This is a genomic window from Arthrobacter sp. PAMC25564 (genome assembly GCF_004798705.1).
Classification (GTDB): Bacteria; Actinomycetota; Actinomycetes; order Actinomycetales; family Micrococcaceae; genus Arthrobacter.
The window spans coordinates 1,898,777-1,917,876 of sequence record NZ_CP039290.1 but is presented as its reverse complement, the minus strand read 5'-3'; the positions used below and the strand labels follow the sequence as shown (position 1 = coordinate 1,917,876).

The following is a 19,100-nucleotide window of genomic DNA, read 5'->3' as shown; positions in this document are numbered from 1 at the left end:
ACGGTTGGGCAGCCCGCCTGGCTCAGGCGTCCGGGACGTGCGCCGCGTGGCCCGCCTTGCGGAGGCCTTCGCGGAGCTTCTCCGCGTTGGCGTCAAGCTTCGCCGGATCGGGGTGCTGGTCCACCGAGCCGAAGTCGAAGTCCGCCATCGAGTTCGAGGGCCACACATGGACATGCATGTGGTTGATTTCGTAGCCCGCCACGATCAGGCCGGCGCGCGCGGCTTCGAATACCTCCACCTGGACGGCGCCGATCTTCCGGGCCACTTCCATCACCCGGGCCAGGACCTCCGGGGGCGCGTCCGTCCAGCGGTCCACTTCCTCGGTGGGCACCACGAGGGTGTGGCCGTCGGCGAGCGGGCCCAGCGTCAGGAACGCCACGACGCCCTCCCCGCGCCAGACGAAACGGCCGGGGATCTCGCCGTTTATGATCCTGGTGAACAGCGTGCTCATACATCGGCCCTTTCCGAAGGTGACCCCAGGGTGCTGGCGTCCAGGACAAAACGGTACTTCACGTCTCCGGCCACCATGCGGTCATAGGCCTCGTTGAGCTGGTCCGCCCCGACCACCTCGACATCGGACGCCACACCGTGTTCGGCGCAGAAGTCCAGCATTTCCTGGGTTTCGGCGATGCCGCCGATCAGCGAGCCTGCGTACGCGATCCGGCGCCGGATCAGCGCGCCCGGGTTCACCGGCGGCATGGCTTCGGAGGGCAGGCCCAGCTGGAACAGGGCCCCGTCCAGGCGCAGGGTGCGGAAGTAGGGGTTGAGGTCGTGCGGCGCGGCGACGGTGTCGATGATGACGTCGATGCTGCGGTCGGCGGCTGCCATGGCGGCCTCGTCGCGGGAAAGGATGACGTCATCCGCGCCGAGTTCCCGGGCGGCGGCGAATTTGGACTCCGAGGTGGTGAAGACCTTCACTTCCGCGCCCATCGCCTTGGCGAGCTTCACGGCCATGTGGCCCAAGCCGCCGAGTCCGATGACGCCCACGACGTCGCCCTCCTCGACTTCGAAGTGCCGCAGCGGGGAGAACGTGGTGATGCCGGCGCAGAGCAGCGGCGCGGCGGCGGCGGGGTCCAGGCTCTCCGGAACGCGCAGCACGTAGCGGCGGTCCACGACGATCGAGGTGGAATAGCCGCCCTGGGTGATGGAACCGCCGTTGCGGGCATCCTTCGAGCCGTAGGTTCCGGTCATGCCGTTCTCGCAGTACTGCTCCAGTCCGTCCAGGCAGCTGTCGCACTCGCGGCAGGAATCCACGAGGCAGCCGACGCCGACGCGGTCACCGGGGGCGAAATCGCCGACGGCGGAGCCCACACGGCTGACGCGGCCCACGATTTCGTGGCCGGGCACCAGCGGGTAGCTCTGGCTCCCCCATTCGCCGCGGGTGGCATGGACGTCCGAGTGGCACAGCCCGCAGAACTCGATGGCGATCTCGACGTCGTCTTCCTTCGGCGCGCGCCGGGCCACGGTCAGGGGAACCAGCCCGCTGTCGGCGGCGGTCGCGCCGTAGGCGGCGGCAAGGGTGGGGCCGGCGGTTCCGGCGTCGGTGACGTCGCCGACGTCGGGGAGCGGCTTGGCAAGGGGCGGCGGTACGGGGCGTCCAGGAGTCATGCCTCGACGCTACCCCCGGTCCCGGAGCATGGCCAATCCTTGGCCCCTCGCGCGCGGATCAGCCGATGCCCGCCTCCAGGGCCTGATGTCCGATCCGGGCTGCCCGGCCGGACATGCGGCGTTCCAGGTACCGCGCCAGATGGGAGATGAGGACGTTGGTGGCCACGTACACCGCGGCGATGACCAAATAGGTCTGGATCAGGTGGTTGGGTGTAGGCCGTGAGATTGTTGGAGGTCTTCATCAGCTCCGGATAACTGACTGCGTAGCCGAGGGTGGTGACTTTGAGCAGGATCACCAGTGGGGCCAGGGACTACGCCGGCGGTGGTTCTGCGTTCGTCGTGTCGGTCGGGGCGTTGGCCTGATCGGCCAGATGGCGTTGCCGGCGGCTCGCCAGCAGGAAGGGAACCGCGATCGAGTCGATCACGCCGCCGATCGCCAGCGAGGCCGGGTAGCCGTACACATCGGCCGCCCGGCCGAGCAGCGGCTGCACGGCCACGCCACCGCTTGAGCCCATGAGGGAGTCGAAGCTGAGCACTGTTGCCCGTTGCTTCGAGGGGATCATGTCGTTCAGGTAGGCCTGCCGCACCGGCGTGCCCGCCGAAGAAACCAGGGCCCAGAGCGCCAACAGCGCCAGGGCCACCGAGAACACTTGAGTGAACCCGAGCATGGCCAGGATCACTGCGCCCATAATGCTGCTCGGAATCAGCGCCGTCGTGCGCTGGCGGACCAGGCGCCGGACGCGGGGCGCCACCCAGCCGCCGAGCACCTGCGCACCGGCCACGATGGCCGCCGCCAGTCCCGCGACGGAATACGCGTGAGGGTCCCCGAACAGCTCAAGCAGGTACGGCTGCAGGGCGTAGAACACATAGATCCCGACACCGGCGCTGAACGGCGCGGCCAGCATCACGTAACGTACCGGCGGGTTCTTCAATCCGTTCCCGATCGAGGCGGAAAGTACGGCACGGATCGCCTGCAGGGGATGGGTCGAGCGTTCGGGCGTGAAACCGACATCGCGCATGAGCCAAAAGGCGACGACGAACATGGCTACCAGCACGCCCACGCGCAGCAGGAACGGCACGCCCAGGTTCGTGGCCTGCGCGATCACACCGCCGGCCACCGAGCCGACGAGCATCGCCACGCCGGACACCATCTGCCCCCGCCCGAGCACGGCCTCCAGCCCGAGCACGGCCTCCAGCCCGCCGTCGTACCCCAAGAAGCGCAATGCGTCGACGAGCCACGCCTCCACCGCACCCGAAAAGAAGGTGAAGCCCAGACCGAGCAGGACCGACACCACAGCCCACAACCAGAACGGGGCGGAGAGCTGCCAGAGCACGTAGTAGAGGTAGGTCGATACGGCCAGGTCATGGTGCCGAGCAGGAAGGAAACACGGCGGCCCCGGCCGTCGGCAATCACTCCGGTGGGCACCTCGAACAGCACCATACCGGCGGTGAAAAAGGCGTTCGCGGCAAAGGCCTCCAGGTTGCTGAGTCCGGCATCCAACAGGAAGAGTGTGTTGATTCCCCAGATGAACGAGGCAGCAAGCGTATTGCCTAGCGTCAACGTGAAATAGATGCGCTGGATCTTCCGGGCGCCGGCGATCATCGAACCGCCGTCCCCGCCAGGGCCTGGGGGGATCACGAGCCCATTCTCGTCCGGTTCGTCGGCGCCCGCCAGGGCAGATTCCAGGCTGAAGGAAGGACGCCGACGGCTGGCCGCGGAGTGGTGCGGCTACCGGCGCTGGAAGAGGTTGAGGATATTGCCCTCGCTGTCGGTGAACCAGGCAGCCTTTCCCACTGGGGTCGTGGCGATGCCGTTCTCAGTCTTCAGGCCGGGAAAGTCGTACTCCTCGAACACGACGCCGCGGCCGCGCAGTTCCTCCGCCTCGGCCTCGAGGTTGTCGGTCGCCCAGCCCATTTGGGTGTTCTTCGCGGTACCCGCGTTGTCGGTCTGGTACAGCAGGAACGCCGTTCCGTTCCCGCAACGGTAGAGCAGATTCTGCTCGTCCATGGCGTCCGCGGGCTCAAGTCCAAGCACGTCCCGATAGAAGTCCTTCGCCCTGGCCATGTCCTTCGCGGGCAGGACAGCGATGATATCCAGATCCTTAAGCATGTCCGTTTCTCCTTCGTGCAGCGATGCCGGAGCTCTCCCCCGAATCCGGCGCGAGAGTCTCCACAGCGCTCATATCGCCATTATGGCCACAGACAGGCACTCGGGGATATAGGGAGGACGAAGCTTCAGTCCCCGCCGCCGGTGCCATCGGCATAGGGCTCCGCACCGGTGACCACCTCGCTGGCGGCGTTGTTGGACCATTGGGAGAACGAGCCGGGATACAGCGCGGCCGGGAATCCGGCGATCTCCAGCGCCGCGATTTCGTGGGCCGCCGTGACGCCGGAGCCGCAGTAGACAGCGACAGGGACGCCGGGCCGGACACCCACCGCGCTGAAGCGTTCCCGCAACCCATCGACCGGCAGGAACCGCCCGTCCGCGCTGAGGTTCGCTGTGGTGGGCGCACTGACCGCGCCGGGGATGTGGCCGGCGCGCGGGTCCACCGGTTCGATTTCGCCGCGGTACCGCTCCCCCGCCCGGGCATCGAGCAGGAGGCTCTGCCGGCCCCAGGATGCCGCCTCCCCGGCGTCGATCACCGGCATCGCCCCGTCGGCCAGTACGACGTCGCCGGTCTCCGGCTGCCGTTCGCCGCTTTCGAGCTCAAAGCCGGCGTCACGCCAGGCCGACAGGCCGCCGTCGAGCAGGTGCACCGAGCCGAGACCGGCGTTCCGGAGCATCCACCACAGCCTGGCGGCGGACTGGTTGCCGGCGTCGTCGTAAGCCACCACAACGTCGCCGCCGCGGACTCCCCACCGGCGGGCGGAGGCCTGGAACTGCTCCAGCGGCGGGAGCGGGTGGCGGCCGCGGCCGGGGTCGGGAGGGCCGGCGAGTTCGGCGGCGAGATCCACAAAGACGGCGCCGGGAAGGTGTTCCTTGAGGTAGTGGTCCCGGCCGTGCGGGTCGCCGAGCGCCCAGCGCACATCGAGCAGCACGGTTCGATGCCCGGCATCCAGCCGCTGCTTCAGTTCCGCCACATCCATGATCGTCTGCATCCGCCAACTCTATCCGCGGAGAAGTGCCGCTCGGGCTAGGCTGGGACGGTGATCAGAGCGCGCACGCAGGACCGGGCCTGGGCCGAGGAGGCCATCCGCAGGATCCATGCCGAGAACAACCGTTCCGCCGATACCCACCTGCATGCCATCCCGCTCCCGGAGCACTGGGGCGTCCAGCTGTACCTCAAGGACGAGTCCACCCACCGCACCGGAAGCCTCAAGCACCGGCTGGCCCGCTCGCTCTTCCTCTTTGGCCTGGTGAACGGCTGGATTGCCGAAGGCACCACGATCGTCGAAGCCTCCAGCGGGAGCACGGCCGTCTCCGAAGCGTACTTCGCGCAGCGGCTGGGGCTGCCGTTCATCGCTGTAATGGCCAGGACCACGAGCCGGGAAAAGATCGCCCTGATTGAACAGTTCGGCGGCTTCTGCCATCTCGTGGACGACGCCTCCGAAGTCTACGAGGCCGCGGAGGAGCTCGCCCGGAGCACCGGCGGACACTACATGGACCAGTTCACCTACGCCGAGCGCGCCACCGACTGGCGCGGGAACAACAACATCGCCGAGTCGATCTTCGGCCAGCTGGCCCTGGAGGAACACCCGGTCCCCGAATGGATTGTGGTGGGCGCCGGCACCGGGGGCACGAGCGCCACAATCGGCCGGTACCTCCGCTACCACCGGCACGCCACGGAGCTGGCCGTGGTGGACCCGGAGAACTCCGCGTTCTATCCGGGCTGGCTGGAGTCCCGCGACGGCGGTGGCGTCAGCCACGCCGGTTTGCCGTCGCGGATCGAGGGCATCGGCCGGACGAGGATGGAGCCGAGCTTTGTCCCCACCGTGATCGATCACATGATCCGGGTCCCGGACGCGGCATCGGTCGCCGCCATGCGGCAGCTCCGGGATTTCGCCGGACTCCATGCCGGCCCGTCCACCGGGACAAACCTGTGGGGCGTGTGGCAGCTCATCGCCGGGATGATCGCCGAGGGCCGCCGCGGCAGCGTCGTCTCGCTGATGTGCGACGGCGGCGAACGCTACGCCGGCAACTACTACAATCCGGAATGGCTGCGCTCCCAGGGCCTGGACCCCGCGCCCTACGAGGCCACCATCCGCGCGTTCTTCGCCAGCGGCGCGTGGCCGGACTGAACCGCCAACGGGCCTAGACCTCCACCGAATCGCCGCTGGAAAGGTGCCGGTACTCCGTCCCGTACCTGGCGCCGATCCGGGTCACGTGACCCTCGACGAGCCCCTGCCCGTTCGGAGTGAGCAGGGCGTCATGGACCGGGAAAGCCCTCGCCGCGCGGACGCCGATCACAAAGTCCACCACCTCGCCCACCTTGTTCCACGGGGCGTGGATGGGGACCAGCAGGGTCTTCACATCCACGCCGTCGGGAACCACGAAGGAATCCCCGGGATGGTAGACGTTCGAGTCGACCAGGTAGCCGATGTTGGCCACCACCGGGATCGTCGGATGGATCAGGGCGTGCTGGCCGCCGAAACTCCGGACCGCGAAGCCGGCGGCGTCGAAGTCCTCGCCGGGGCCCACGGCATGGATCCGTCCGGCCGCCTCGGGCGCCGTGCCGCGAAGCTGGGCGGCCACTCCCTCCGGTGCGAACAGCGCCAGTGAGCCGTTGCCCAGCAGCGCTGCGCTGACGGCGTCGACGTCGACGTGGTCCGCATGCTCATGGGTGATAAGCACGGCGTCCGCGCCGGCCAGGGCCGACTCCGCCTCCGAAAAGGTCCCCGGATCCAGCACCAGCACCCTGCCGTCCTTCTCGAGCCGGACACAGGCATGGGTGAATTTCGTCAGCTTCATCCGGCCAGCCTAGGGATCCGCGATCGCGGTGTCCACGGACCCCGGCTGGTAATCTTGGACATTGCCACCCCCTTGGCGAGACCCACCAGCGAAGCGAGTTCCACAATGTCCCAGGGCGCCCCCGCCGGCAGCAGCCGGATACCGGCCCCGGCTCCCGCCGCAGGCAAGGAGCAGCGCGTCACCAAGCAGCGCCTCGCGGTCAGTGCCGCCCTGGACGAGCTGGCGGACTTCGTCAGCACGCAGGAGCTGCACCGCATCCTGCAGGAGCGCGGCACCGCCGTGTCGCTCGCCACCTCCTACCGGATCCTTCAGTCCCTCGCCGACGACGGCCTGGTGGATGTGCTGAGGAACGCCGACGGCGAGGCCGTGTACCGGCGCTGCGCCGTCACCGGCCACCACCACCACCTGCTCTGCCGGAATTGCGGCAAGGCTGTCGAAGTGGAAGCCCCGGCGGTCGAGGCCTGGGCGGCGCGGATCGCGAAAGAGCACGGCTTCACCGCCGTCGAGCACACCGTGGAGATCTTCGGGCTCTGCCCCGACTGCACGGCCAAGGCGTAACGGGCGCTGATTCTCCCCGGCTTTGCCGCCGGGTCGCCGGAACTTACCGGCGGTTCGGCCCGACACGCCGGAACCGCGCTCCAACAGCGGGGGATTCCGCCGTGGCCAGGGCCCTCAGGCCGCCGACGCCGGCGAGGCCCGCAGCACCCGCCCGTTGATCCCCCGCCTGGCCCGGAAGCCGCCGATCCCCCGGCACACCACGTAGATCAGGAACGACAGCGTGGTCACGTAGGGGCTGATGGGAAGCCGTCCGCCGAGGGCCAGCAGGATCCCGCCCACCGTCGCGGTCATGGCAAAGACAACGCTCAGTGTCACCACGAGCCGGGGCGAGGAGGTCACCCGCAGGGCGGCCGCCGCCGGGGTTATGAGCAGGGCCAGCACCAGCAGGGCGCCGACGATCTGGATGGAGAGCGCCACGCTGACGCCCAGCAGCACCATGAAGCCGATGGAGAGGGCCCGGACGGGGACGCCGCGCGCGGTGGCGACCTCCGGATCCACGCTCGCAAAGGTGAGCGGCCGCCAGATGGCGACCAGTGCCAGCATTACGAGCACGGCGACGCCGGCCAGCACCTGCAGCTGGACCGTCCCGACGGACACGATCTGGCCCGTGAGCAGGCCGAACTTGTTGGCCGCCCGCCCCTCATAGAGCGAGAGGAAGAGGATGCCCAGGCCCAGGCCGAAGGGCATGATGACGCCGATGACCGAGTTCTTCTCCCGGGCGCGGATGCCCATCAGGCCCAGGACCAGGGCCGCGATCACGGACCCCGCGAGGGAGCCCAGGACGATGTCCGCGCCGATCAGCAGGGCGAACGCCGCCCCCGCGAAGGAGAGTTCGGAGATGCCGTGGACGGCGAAGGCAAGGTCGCGTTTCATCACGAAGGTGCCCATCAGCCCGCCCAGCAGGCCCAGGACCGCCCCGGCCCAGATGGAGTTCTGCACCAGGACCAGCAGTTCCCCGTAGTTCTCGAAGTTGAAGATGGAATGAAGCACGTTCTCCAGATCCACTCAGCCCACCTCCCCCGCCACCGCGTGCGCGTCCTCATGGTGGTGGGTCGTGGCGTCCGGCAGGCCCACGACGATCATCCGGCCGTTTGCCTGGATGACCTCGACATGGCTGCCGTAGAGATCGGACAGCACCTCGGTGGTCATGACCTCTTCCGGAGTGCCGACGCGGAACCGTCCCCCGGCCAGGTACAGCACCCGGTCCACATAGTCCATGATCGGGTTGATCTCGTGCGTCACGAACACGACGGCGCTGTCCCGCTCATGGCATTGCTTGTTGATCAGCGCGCTGACGGCCTGCTGGTGCTGCAGGTCAAGGGACAGCAGGGGCTCGTCGCACAACAGCACCTTCGGGTCCGCCGCGAGGGCCTGGGCCACCCGCAACCGCTGCTGCTCACCGCCGGAGAGCTGGCCGACCGGCACCCTGGCATAGTCGGCGGCACCCACGAGCTCGAGGAGTTCATCGATCTTGCGGTTGACTTTCGCGGCCCCGAGGCGGACCCCCCAGCGGTGGCCGTCGACACCGAGTCCCACCAGGTCGCGGGCCCGCAACGGCGTGTCCGGGTCGAAGGATTTCTGTTGGGGGACATAGCCGATCCCCCGGCTGCCCCGGACAACGGGCCTGCCGTCGAGCACGGCGGTGCCCGCGCTCAGCTCCTGCAGTCCGAGCAGGACCTTGAGGAAGGTGGTCTTGCCGCTTCCGTTGGGGCCGAGGACGGCGAAGAATTCACCCGGGTTGATGTCCAGGTCCAGGTCCTGCCAGAGCTTCCGCCGGCCGAACTCCAGGGAGGCACCGCGGAGGCTCACTACGGGTGTCAAGGCGGCTTTCCTCGGTTTCCTGCGGGGCGTGGCCCGCACTCTCATGCCTGCTGGGGTTCTTTGCGGCGGCCTCCGGGCCGGAGGCCTGGGAGGCCGCCGCTGATGCGATTATCTCAGGCCAGGGCCTTGGCGATGTTCGCCACGTTGTCGGTCATCCATTGGAGGTAGGACTTGCCCTCGGGCAGGGTCTCGCTGAAGTCCACCACCGGAACATGGGCGCTCCCGGCGGCCTTCTTCAAGGCCAGCGTCTGTGGTCCTTCGGTCTGCAGGTTGTAGGCCAACAGCCTGATGCCGCCGGATTCCACGAGCTGGACAGCCGCCCTGAGCGCCGCGGGCGGCACGTCGGCGCCTTCTTCGATCGCGGCGGTGTAGGCCGCCGGCGTCTTGTTTTCCAGGCCGGCAGCCTCCAGGAGATACAGCGGCACGGGCTCGGTGACGGCTACGGGCGCCTGCCCGGCCGAAGCCTTGATCGCGGAGAGCCTGGTTTCGAGCGCGCCGAGCGATTCCTTGAAGGCCGCCGCGTTGTTCCGGAAGGTTTCGGTGGAAGCGGGTTCCAGTGCCCCGAGCCTGGCGGCGAGGGCGTCGGCCAGGCGGGTCATGGCCGGCAGGCTGTACCAGACATGCTCGTTGAAGCCGCTTCCGCCCTGGCTGTCCTTCGGAAGTCCGGAAGCGTCTACGACGTTGAGGACATCATTGTGGTCCAGTCCGGTGTCATCGGCGAGCTTCTGGATGAAGTCGTCGTAGCCTCCGCCGTTTTCCACCACGAGCCCGGCCTTGGAGACGGCGAGCTTGTCCTGGGTGGTCGACTCGTAGGAGTGCGGGTCCTGGCTGGTGCGCGAAATCACGGACGTGACGCTGACCTTGTCTCCGCCGATGCTGCGCACGATGTCGCCGTAGACACTCGTGGAGGCGACCACCTCGACGATGCCGGCTCCGGCGGATCCCCGGGAGCTGCCCGACGTCGGAGCGCAGCCGGTCAGCAGCAGGCCGAGGCCTGCTGAGGCGGCCACCAGGGCCAGGGCGGCAGGATGGCGCACGAAAAAACCTCGGATCTGTTATTGAGAATCAGGAGCATTAGCAACAGCTCGAGTGTAGCCCTAAATGGGAATCATTCCTATTTGTGCGCAGCCGTGCCCGACGGCGGGCCACGCCCGCGCCTCGGGCACGGCCGCCTATGCCTGGCCCAGCCTGCGGTAGCCGGTGGCCTGCGTGGCGTCCCGGATCTCGCCGACGAGCTGCTCGATCACGTCCTCCAGGAACAGCACCCCCTGGGTGTTGCCGTCCGGGCCAATCACGCGGGCCAGGTGGGATCCGGACCGTTGCATGACGGACATGGCCTTCTCGATTTCATCGTCCATCGCGAGGTTGGCCATGGACCTGATGCGGCTGTCCGGAATCGGTTCGAGGTACCCGCCGTTGGGGATGGAGAGCACATCCTTGATGTGGAGGTAGCCGGAGAGCATGCCCTCGTCGTCGAGCATCGGGAAGCGGGAGAAGCCGGTCCGGCTCACGGCCTTTTCGAATTTCGCCGGGGTGGTAGCGGCCTTGAGCATCACGAGCTTATCCAGCGGGACCATCACCTGGGACGCGGTGCGCTCCGAGAACTCGAGCGCACCGGTGATCAGCCCGGCGTCGTCGTCCACGAGGCCGTGGCGGGTGGATTCCTGCACAATCGACTGCACTTCCTCAAGGGTGAAGGAGGAGGTGACCTCATCCTTCGGCTCGATCCGCATCAGCTTCAGGATGTGGTTCGCGCACCAGTTGAGGGCCACGATCACGGGCTTCACCGTCCGTGCGATGAAGATCAGCGGCGGCGCCAGCAGCAGGGCCGCCTTGTCCGCCATGGAGACGGAGATGTTCTTCGGGACCATCTCGCCGAAGGTGACGTGAAGGAAGGTGACCGCCAGCAGCGCGACGGCGAACGCCACGATGTCCGCGATTTCCATCGGCAGGCCGACGGCATGCAGGGGCACCGCCATGAGGTGGTGGATCGCCGGCTCGGCAACCTGCAGGATCAGCAGCGAGCAGACGGTGATGCCGAGCTGGGCGCAGGCCAGCATCAGGGAGACGTTCTCCATAGCGCGCAGGGTGGTCTGCGCGCGCATGGACCCTGCGTCCGCCAGCGGTTCGATCTGGCTCCGGCGGGCGGACATGACCGCGAATTCGGCGGCCACGAAGAAGGCGTTGCCGAGCAGCAGCACGGCGAGCCAGAGAATTCCTGCCCAGTCGCTCATGCGGCACCGGTCCGGCTGCCGGCGTCATCGCCGCCGGGCGTGCGGGCTGGCCTGAAGCAGATCCGGTCGATCCTGCGCCCGTCCATGCGGGTGACGCTAAGGGTGCCGCCGCCGACGTCGACCGTGTCCCCCACTGCCGCGATGCGGCCGAGCTGGCTCATGACGTAGCCGCCCACCGTTTCGTAGGCAGCCTCGTCGGGCACGGTCAGGCCCGGGATCTGTTCGGAGAGTTCATCGGGGCGGAGCAGCCCGGGGAAGTACCAGTCCCCGGAGGCGCTCTGCAGCAGCCCTGGCCTGACCTTGTCGTGTTCATCGGCGACCTCGCCGACGATTTCCTCCACGAGGTCCTCCAGGGTGGCGATGCCGGCGGTTCCGCCGTACTCGTCCAGGACCACGGCCAGCTGCAGGTTTCCTTCCCGCAGTTCGGCGAGCAGGGCGTCGAGGTGGATGGTTTCCGGCACGCGGAGCACATCGGTCATGATGGCGCCGGCTTCAAGGTTGGCGCGCCGGTCGGAGGGAACGGCGATGGCCTTCTTGATGTGCACGACGCCGCGGATGTCGTCGGAGGACTCCCCGATGACCGGGAAGCGCGAGTAGCCGGTGCGCTTGGCAGCCTCCACGATGTCGGAGACGGGCTGGTCGGCGTCGATCGTCTCCACGCGGATCCGGGGCGTCATAACGTCGGCGGCTGTCCGTCCGGAGAACTTGAGCGTCCGGTTGATGAAGTTCGCGGTTCCGGCGTCGAGTGTGCCCATCGCCGCCGAGCGGCGCACCAGCGAGGCCAGCTCGGCCGGGGTGCGGGCGCCGGAGATCTCTTCTTTGGCCTCGAGCCCGAAGACGTTGAGGACCTTGTTGGAGAAGCCGTTCAGGACCACGATGGCGGGCTTGAAGATGGCGGTGAAGACCAGTTGGGGGCGCGCGACGGCCTTGCCGATCGGAAAGGACAGCGCGATGGCCATGTTCTTGGGCACGAGTTCGCCGATCAGCATGGACAGCAGGGTGGCCAGGGCCATCGCGATCACCAGCGACACGGATGCTGCCGCGGCCGCCGGGAGCCCGACGGCGGCCAGCGGCCCCTCGAGCAGCTTGCCGACCGAGGGCTCCATGACATAGCCCGTCAGCAGGGTGGTCATGGTGATGCCCAGCTGGCAGCTGGAGAGCTGGGTGGACAGGGATTTGACGCACCTGAGCAGGGGTGCGGCGGCGGTGTCGCCGTTGTCCACGGCACGTTGGACGGTGGCCTGGTCCACGGCCACCAGCGAGAATTCAACGGCTACGAAAAAGCCGGTGCCGAGGATGAGCAGGAGGCCGGCGCAGAGCAGGATCCACTCCATTCAGCAGCCTGCTTCCGCAGCGCGGAGCCGGGCGGAACAGCCAGGCGGAGGATGGTCAGCGGAGGCCGACCCTCTTTCCTGGAAGGCTCCGGGCTGTGCGGCCGCCGGAGAGCAATGGGCGCGTGAACGGGGTTTGCCGGCTCTGCGGGTGGACTGCGCGTGAACGGTTTCTGTTCTCCGCTGACAGCCCCCAGGCCGGCACCTAGATTTACTCTCCATAAGGATTCCAGTCTACAGGAGCAGCCGCCGCGGGCCGGCGCCGTGACGCTGCACTGCGGCGTCCGGCCGGCCCGGCCGGCGGCTACCAGCTTTGCGGGACCGGGCGGCCCTCCTCGTAGCCGGCCGCCGACTGGATGCCCGCCACGGCCCGTTCCCGGAACGAGGCAAGGTCCGCGGCACCGGCGTAGCTCATGGAACTGCGCAGCCCGGCGGTGATCATGTCCAGCAGGTCCTCGACGCCGGGCCGGACGGGGTCCAGGAACATCCGGGACGTGGAGATGCCCTCCTCGAACAAGGCCTTGCGGTCCTTCTCGAACGCGCCCTCGCGCTGGTTGCGGTTCTGGACCGCCCGCGCCGAGGCCATGCCGAAGCTCTCCTTGTATTGCCGGCCGCCGGCGTCCTGCTGCAGGTCCCCCGGGCTCTCGTGCGTGCCGGCGAACCAGGAACCGATCATGACCTGGCTGGCCCCGGCAGCCAGGGCCAGGGCCACGTCGCGCGGATAACGGACTCCGCCGTCGGCCCAGACCCGGCCGCCCGCGTCCCGTGCGGCGGCGGAGCACTCCAGGACGGCGGAGAACTGCGGGCGGCCGACGGCCGTCATCATGCGGGTGGTGCACATCGCGCCCGGGCCGACGCCGACCTTGACGATGTCCGCCCCGGCCTTGATGAGTTCCCGGGTCGCGTCGGCGGTCACGACGTTCCCGGCCACGACGGGGACACCGGGGTCCAGGCTCTTCACGGCGGCCAGGGCGTCGAACATCTTCTGCTGGTGGCCGTGCGCCGTATCCAGGACCAGCACGTTCACGCCGGCGGCGAGCAGTTCGGCGGCCCGGCCCGCGACGTCGCCGTTGATCCCGACGGCGGCTGCCACCTTGAGGCTGCCCGCCCCGTCCAGGGACGGGCGGTACAGGGTGGAGCGCAGGGCGCCCTTCCGGGTCAGGACGCCGACCAGGGCGCCGCCCTGCTGCACCGGCGCGTAGTCGGTGCCGGCGGCGTCCATCGTGTCAAAGGCGCGCCGGAGGACCGCTTCCGTTCCGGCGTCGAGCGTTTCAGCGTCCAGCACGAGCGGCTCATGGCGGATGACGGAGGCCAGCGAGGCAAAGCGGTCCTGGCCCTCGAAGTCGGCGGCGCGGACCACTCCGGTGACGGCGCCCGACCCGTCGACCACAACGACCGCCCCGTGCGGCCGCTTGCCCATCAGGTGCAGCGCATCAATCACGGTGTTCGACGGCGCCAGGCTGACCGGGGTCTCCAGGATCCGGTGCCGGGTCTTGATCCAGGCCGTGACATCCCGGAGCACCTCGAGCGGGACATCCTGCGGCAAGACGGCCAGACCGCCGCGGCGGGCCATCGTCTCCGCCATCCGCTTTCCCGTCACCGCCGTCATGTTCGCCGCGACCAGGGGAATGGTGGAACCCGTCCCGTCATCCGCGGCCAGATCCACGTCCAGGCGCGAGCTGACGTCGGAGCGGGACGGCACCAGGAAGATGTCCGAATACGTCAGGTCGGTGGTCGGCTCATTCAGAAAGCGCACAGCTGCCCCTCATTAGGATTTCTCAGTGTCAACAGGAATTCCCAGCTTACGGACGAGCTGATGATTTGAGTCACGCTTATTGGCGGTTTGGCAAGAACCGTCACTAGACTGGCATGGGTCTGGGTTCACTGGACGCAGAGAATGGTTCGATCGTTGTGCAGAGGCACCGTGGAAACCAGAGGGAATCAAACTCATGGAAGAGGCGTATTTCAAGTGCCAGAGCAGCCCAGCCACCGTCTACCAGAGGAATTTGGCGGAAACGAGTGGCTCGTTGACGAACTGTACGAGCGTTACCAGCAGGACAGGAACACGGTTGACGCCAAGTGGTGGCCCCTGTTCGAATCCTTCGGTGCCGGTGACAACTCCTCCAATAACGGGACCTCGGCCGTGGCGTCCGTTGTGCGCCCGGCCACCCGAGAACTTCCCCTGGTAGCTCCGGCTGCCGCCGTTGCCCCTGCGGCTGCCGCCGTTGCCCCTGCGGCTGCCGCCGTTGCCCCTGCGGCTGCCGCCGTTGCTCCTGCGGCTCCGGCTCCCGCCGCGCCGAAGGCTCCGGCCACCGTCGCCCGGGACGGCGCCAAGACCCCGGAAACCGGCCCCGGCACCACGCCGATCCCGGCCCAGCTGCCCAAGAACATCAAGGCCCCCACGGCTCCCGAAGAAGACGTTGTCTCCATCCTCCGCGGGCCGGCCAAGGCCATCGCCACGAACATGGTCACCAGCCTGGAAGTTCCCACGGCCACGAGTGTCCGTGCCATCCCGGCCAAGCTGCTGATCGACAACCGCGTGGTCATCAACTCCAATCTGGCCCGCGCCCGCGGTGGCAAGGTCTCTTTCACGCACCTGATCGGCTACGCCGTCATCCGCGCCCTGGCCCAGTTCCCCTCTATGAACGTCTACTACGACGTCGTCGACGGCAAGCCCGTGGCAGTGCAGCCCGCGCATGTGAACTTCGGCATCGCGATCGACATGCCCAAGCCGGACGGCAGCCGCCTGCTCATGGTGCCGAACATCAAGAAGGCCGAGACCCTCAACTTCTCCGAGTTCTGGCACACCTACGAGGACCTGATCAAGCGTGCCCGCGCCGGCAAGCTGACGGCCGACGACCACGCCGGCACCACGGTCTCGCTGACCAACCCCGGCGGCATCGGCACGGTGCACTCGGTGCCGCGCCTGTCCAAGGGGCAGGCCGCCATCATCGGCGTCGGTGCACTGGACTACCCCGCGGAGTTCCAGGGCGCCAGCGAAAAGATCATCGCGAAGAACGCCATCAGCAAGGTCCTGACACTGACCTCCACCTATGACCACCGCGTCATCCAGGGTGCCGGCAGCGGCGAGTTCCTGAAGCTGGTCCACCAGCTCCTGCTCGGTGCCCAGAACTTCTACGACGAGATCTTCGAGTCCCTGCGCATCCCCTACGAGCCCGTGCGCTGGAGCCTGGACCTGCAGGTGGACCCGGCCGACGAGATCAACAAGGTCGCCCGGATCCAGCAGCTGATCCATGCCTTCCGTGTCCGCGGCCACCTGATGGCGGACACCGATCCGCTGGAATACGTCCAGCGCAAGCACCCGGACCTTGACGTCCTGACCTACGGCCTGACCCTGTGGGATCTGGACCGCGAATGGCCCACCGGCGGCTTCGGCGGCAAGCCGATGCTGAAGTTCCGCGACATCCTCGGCGTCCTCCGCGATGCCTACTGCCGTACTGCCGGCATCGAGTACATGCACATCCAGGACCCGGCCGAGCGCAAGTGGTTCCAGGACCAGATCGAGCACCCGTACTCCAAGCCGAGCCGCGACGAGCAGCTGCGGATCGTCTCCAAGCTCAACGCCGCCGAGGCCTTCGAGACCTTCCTGCAGACGAAGTTCGTCGGCCAGAAGCGCTTCTCGCTGGAAGGCGGCGAGTCGCTGATTCCGCTGCTGGACGCCATCATCTCCGATGCGGCCGACGACGGACTCGACGAAGTGGCGATCGGCATGGCCCACCGCGGCCGCCTCAACGTGCTGACCAACATCGCGGGCAAGACCTACGCACAGGTCTTCCGCGAATTCGAGGGCACCCAGGATCCCCGCTCCGTGCAGGGCTCCGGCGACGTGAAGTACCACCTCGGCACCGAAGGCATCTTCACCTCGGACAACGGCAAGGAGACCAAGGTCTACCTTGCCGCCAACCCGTCCCACCTTGAAGCCGTTGACTCGGTCCTGGAGGGCATCGTCCGGGCCAAGCAGGACCGCCTGGACCGGGGCGAGGCCTTCCCCGTGCTGCCGATCATGGTGCACGGTGACGCCGCCTTCGCAGGCCAGGGCGTTGTGGCGGAGACCCTCAACCTCTCCCAGCTGCGCGGGTACCGCACCGGCGGAACCATCCACATCGTGGTCAACAACCAGGTCGGCTTCACCACCGCCCCGTCCGCGTCGCGTTCCTCCACCTACGCCACGGACGTCGCGAAGATGATCCAGGCACCGGTGTTCCATGTGAACGGCGATGACCCGGAGGCCGTGGTCCGCATCGGCCAGCTTGCCTATGACTTCCGCCAGCGTTTCCACAAGGACGTTGTCATCGACATGGTCTGCTACCGCCGCCGCGGGCACAACGAGGGCGACGACCCCTCGATGACCCAGCCGCTGATGTACAACCTGATCGAAGCCAAGCGTTCGGTCCGCAAGCTGTACACCGAGTCGCTGATCGGCCGCGGTGACATCACCGAGGAAGAGGCCGAGCAGCTGCTGCGCGACTACCAGGAGCGCCTGGAGCGGGTCTTCGCCGAAACCCATGCTGCCCAGACCTCGCCGATCCCGATCATCACGGCGGATTCCGCCGCGGTGGCCGATATCGAGCGTCCGAAGGCCCAGCAGACCGATTCGACCGTCAGCACCCCGGCCTCCACGGCGATTTCCGCCGCGATGCTCGCCCGCATCGGCCAGGCCCATGTCCAGATCCCCGAGGGCTTCACCGTCCACGCCAAGCTCAAGCAGCTGCTCGAGAAGCGTGAAGCGATGTCCCGCGAGGGCGGCATCGACTGGGGCTTCGGCGAGCTCGCGGCCTTCGGCTCGCTGACCATGGAAGGCGTTCCCGTCCGGCTCGCCGGCCAGGACTCGCGCCGCGGCACCTTCGTGCAGCGCCACGCCGTCTTCCACGACCGCGCCAACGGCGACGAGTGGACGCCCCTGGCCCACCTCTCCGACGACCAGGCCAAGCTGTGGATCTACGACTCCCTGCTCTCGGAATACGCGGCGATGGGCTTCGAATACGGCTACTCCGTCGAGCGCCCGGACGCCCTGGTGCTCTGGGAAGCGCAGTTCGGTGACTTCGTCAACGGCGCGCAGACCATCATCGACGAGTTCATCTCCTCGGCCGAGCAGAAGTGGGGCCAGCGCTCCTCGCTTGTGCTGATGCTCCCGCACGGCTATGAAGGCCAGGGACCGGACCATTCCTCCGCCCGCATCGAGCGCTTCCTGCAGCTGTGCGCCGAGGAGAACATGATCGTGGCGAACCCCACGACGCCGGCGTCGCACTTCCACCTGCTGCGCCGCCAGGCGTACAGCCGGCCGCGCAAGCCGCTGATCATCTTCACACCGAAGCAGCTGCTCCGCCTCAAGGCCGCGGCATCTTCGGTGGAGGACTTCACGACGGGCACCTTCCTGCCCGTGATCCCCGACCACGAGCCGCTGCAGGCGGACGCCGTCGAACGCGTCCTGCTGGTTTCCGGCCGCCTGTACTACGATCTCCTGTCCACCCGGCAGAAGACCGAGAACAACACGACGGCGATCGTCCGCGTCGAGCAGCTCTACCCGCTGCCCGCCGCCGAGATCGCCGCGGAACTTGCCAAGTACTCGAACGCCGAGGTGGTCTGGGCACAGGACGAGCCCGCGAACCAGGGCCCGTGGCCCTTCGTCGGCCTGAACCTTCCGGATGCGCTGGACCGCCGGGTGCGCCTGATCTCGCGGCCCGCCTCGGCTTCCACCGCGGCAGGATCGATGAAGCGCCATGCAGCCGAGCAGGACACCTTGCTCAAGCAGGCGTTCGCGCGTAAGTAGGGTCATAGCTGCCCGGCCGGAGACTGAAGTTGCTACTCCGGCCGGGCAGCCCTGTTTAATGGGCAGGTCTGCATGGCAGTGTTCAATGGACAGCTTTGAAGTGAAGAGGTAGTCGTGGAAGATCGGAAGCTGCGGATCGCAGCCGTTGGGGACGAGCTGTTGGCCGGGCTTGGTGATCCCCGCGCGCTGGGCTGGCTGGGCCGTGTGCTGGCCCGCACGCCGCAGGACGGCATCGCCCTTGAGAGCTACTCGCTGCCCTGCCCGGAGGAAGGCACCGAAGGGCTCGCCGCACGCTGGCTTGAGGAGGCGGGCCGCCGCTACAGCGCCCTGCACGAGAACCGCCTGGTGATCGGGCTGTCCGGACGCGACATCGAGTTCGGGCTGTCCACGGCGCGCAGCCGGCTGAACCTTGCCAACATCCTGGACTCCGCCACCCAGAACAGGATCGAAGTCTTTGTCGTCGGGCCGCCGCCGACGCTTGACCCGACGCAGAACCGCAGGCTCGGTGAGCTCAACGCCGCCTTTGCCGATGTCACGACCCGCCGCAAGCACCTGTACGTGGACACCTTTTCCCCGCTGCTGAACCACGAGCAGTGGCGCCAGGACCTGGCCGCCAATGGCGGCACCCCCGGCCAGGCCGGCTATGGCCTGATGGCCTGGCTGGTGCTGCACCGGGGCTGGTTCCAGTGGCTCGGAGTCGACACCCCGGAGTAGCCCGCGCCAGGCGGTGACGCCTCGGCTGCGCCGCCGTTCCCCGGGGAATTTCGCGATATATCTTGACGGAGACCCTGATGCGATATATCGTGAGTCCGGAAGTCGCGATATATCGCAACCATCCCGCGTCGCAC

16 protein-coding genes and 1 pseudogene are annotated in these 19,100 nt (G+C 67.9%); 4 read left to right on the top strand and 13 right to left on the bottom strand.

The features are described from left to right. Positions 1-22: 22 nt before the first annotated feature. From E5206_RS08735 to E5206_RS08715, 6 genes and pseudogenes are all read right to left on the bottom strand, one after another. On the bottom strand, positions 23-451 hold the full coding sequence (locus E5206_RS08735) for an HIT family protein (RefSeq protein ID WP_136322144.1): 429 nt from the start codon (positions 449-451) through the stop codon (positions 23-25). Beyond that, the gene (locus E5206_RS08730; RefSeq protein WP_136322143.1) at positions 448-1,608 is read right to left on the bottom strand and encodes an NAD(P)-dependent alcohol dehydrogenase; all 1,161 of its coding nucleotides are present in this window, start codon (positions 1,606-1,608) and stop codon (positions 448-450) included. The genes E5206_RS08735 and E5206_RS08730 overlap by 4 nt, the downstream gene beginning before the upstream one ends. A gap of 58 nt (positions 1,609-1,666) precedes the next feature. Further along, on the bottom strand, positions 1,667-1,795 hold the full coding sequence (locus tag E5206_RS19725; RefSeq protein ID WP_276605957.1) for a hypothetical protein: 129 nt from the start codon (positions 1,793-1,795) through the stop codon (positions 1,667-1,669). A gap of 124 nt (positions 1,796-1,919) precedes the next feature. Beyond that, positions 1,920-3,211, bottom strand: a pseudogene (locus E5206_RS08725) (MFS transporter). Between the two features lie 126 nt (positions 3,212-3,337). Further along, complete coding sequence (locus tag E5206_RS08720) at positions 3,338-3,718, bottom strand: VOC family protein (protein ID WP_136322142.1); 381 nt, start codon at positions 3,716-3,718, stop codon at positions 3,338-3,340. Positions 3,719-3,843: 125 nt separating this feature from the next. Beyond that, positions 3,844-4,707, bottom strand: a complete 864-nt coding sequence (locus tag E5206_RS08715; protein ID WP_136322141.1) for a sulfurtransferase — start codon at positions 4,705-4,707, stop codon at positions 3,844-3,846. Between the two features lie 48 nt (positions 4,708-4,755). Between E5206_RS08715 and E5206_RS08710 the strand changes: the two genes are divergently transcribed. Further along, the gene (locus E5206_RS08710; RefSeq protein ID WP_136322140.1) at positions 4,756-5,847 is read left to right on the top strand and encodes a PLP-dependent cysteine synthase family protein; all 1,092 of its coding nucleotides are present in this window, start codon (positions 4,756-4,758) and stop codon (positions 5,845-5,847) included. A 13-nt stretch (positions 5,848-5,860) separates the two neighbouring features. Here the strand turns inward: E5206_RS08710 and E5206_RS08705 are convergent, their stop codons facing one another. After that, positions 5,861-6,517 carry an MBL fold metallo-hydrolase gene (locus E5206_RS08705; RefSeq protein WP_136322139.1) on the bottom strand — a complete coding sequence of 219 codons (657 nt, stop codon included), beginning with the start codon at positions 6,515-6,517 and terminating at the stop codon, positions 5,861-5,863. A gap of 105 nt (positions 6,518-6,622) precedes the next feature. Between E5206_RS08705 and E5206_RS08700 the strand changes: the two genes are divergently transcribed. Further along, positions 6,623-7,075: a Fur family transcriptional regulator gene (locus E5206_RS08700; RefSeq protein WP_136322138.1), complete on the top strand. Its 453-nt coding sequence runs from the start codon at positions 6,623-6,625 to the stop codon at positions 7,073-7,075. Positions 7,076-7,189: 114 nt separating this feature from the next. Here E5206_RS08700 and E5206_RS08695 read toward each other — a convergent pair whose 3' ends face one another. The 6 genes from E5206_RS08695 to E5206_RS08670 form a co-directional block, all read right to left on the bottom strand. Continuing rightward, entirely contained in the window at positions 7,190-8,080 is an 891-nt protein-coding gene (locus tag E5206_RS08695) for a metal ABC transporter permease (protein WP_136322137.1), read from the bottom strand. Further along, complete coding sequence (locus E5206_RS08690; RefSeq protein ID WP_240690059.1) at positions 8,081-8,896, bottom strand: metal ABC transporter ATP-binding protein; 816 nt, start codon at positions 8,894-8,896, stop codon at positions 8,081-8,083. It lies immediately after the preceding gene. Between the two features lie 113 nt (positions 8,897-9,009). Then, positions 9,010-9,933 carry a zinc ABC transporter substrate-binding protein gene (locus E5206_RS08685; protein ID WP_205760030.1) on the bottom strand — a complete coding sequence of 308 codons (924 nt, stop codon included), beginning with the start codon at positions 9,931-9,933 and terminating at the stop codon, positions 9,010-9,012. Between the two features lie 135 nt (positions 9,934-10,068). Further along, positions 10,069-11,130, bottom strand: a complete 1,062-nt coding sequence (locus E5206_RS08680; RefSeq protein WP_136322136.1) for a hemolysin family protein — start codon at positions 11,128-11,130, stop codon at positions 10,069-10,071. Then, on the bottom strand, positions 11,127-12,464 hold the full coding sequence (locus tag E5206_RS08675) for a hemolysin family protein (RefSeq protein WP_136322135.1): 1,338 nt from the start codon (positions 12,462-12,464) through the stop codon (positions 11,127-11,129). Before E5206_RS08675 ends, E5206_RS08680 begins: the two co-directional genes overlap by 4 nt. A 301-nt stretch (positions 12,465-12,765) precedes the next feature. After that, positions 12,766-14,217: a GuaB1 family IMP dehydrogenase-related protein gene (locus tag E5206_RS08670; RefSeq protein ID WP_136322134.1), complete on the bottom strand. Its 1,452-nt coding sequence runs from the start codon at positions 14,215-14,217 to the stop codon at positions 12,766-12,768. Positions 14,218-14,430: 213 nt separating this feature from the next. Between E5206_RS08670 and E5206_RS08665 the strand changes: the two genes are divergently transcribed. Together E5206_RS08665 and E5206_RS08660 are read left to right on the top strand one after the other, a co-directional pair. Continuing rightward, positions 14,431-18,252, top strand: a complete 3,822-nt coding sequence (locus E5206_RS08665) for a multifunctional oxoglutarate decarboxylase/oxoglutarate dehydrogenase thiamine pyrophosphate-binding subunit/dihydrolipoyllysine-residue succinyltransferase subunit (RefSeq protein WP_136322133.1) — start codon at positions 14,431-14,433, stop codon at positions 18,250-18,252. A gap of 114 nt (positions 18,253-18,366) precedes the next feature. Then, complete coding sequence (locus E5206_RS08660; RefSeq protein ID WP_136322132.1) at positions 18,367-18,966, top strand: GDSL-type esterase/lipase family protein; 600 nt, start codon at positions 18,367-18,369, stop codon at positions 18,964-18,966. Positions 18,967-19,100 lie beyond the last annotated feature (134 nt).

Bases quoted from the DNA above. Each gene is read 5' to 3' on its own strand.
- E5206_RS08735 (WP_136322144.1), bottom strand. From the start codon at position 451: ATGAGCACGCTGTTCACCAGGATCATAAACGGCGAGATCCCCGGCCGT.
- E5206_RS08730 (WP_136322143.1), bottom strand. From the start codon at position 1,608: ATGACTCCTGGACGCCCCGTACCGCCGCCCCTTGCCAAGCCGCTCCCC.
- E5206_RS08720 (WP_136322142.1), bottom strand. From the start codon at position 3,718: ATGCTTAAGGATCTGGATATCATCGCTGTCCTGCCCGCGAAGGACATG.
- E5206_RS08715 (WP_136322141.1), bottom strand. From the start codon at position 4,707: ATGCAGACGATCATGGATGTGGCGGAACTGAAGCAGCGGCTGGATGCC.
- E5206_RS08705 (WP_136322139.1), bottom strand. From the start codon at position 6,517: ATGAAGCTGACGAAATTCACCCATGCCTGTGTCCGGCTCGAGAAGGAC.
- E5206_RS08700 (WP_136322138.1), top strand. From the start codon at position 6,623: ATGTCCCAGGGCGCCCCCGCCGGCAGCAGCCGGATACCGGCCCCGGCT.
- E5206_RS08680 (WP_136322136.1), bottom strand. From the start codon at position 11,130: ATGAGCGACTGGGCAGGAATTCTCTGGCTCGCCGTGCTGCTGCTCGGC.
- E5206_RS08675 (WP_136322135.1), bottom strand. From the start codon at position 12,464: ATGGAGTGGATCCTGCTCTGCGCCGGCCTCCTGCTCATCCTCGGCACC.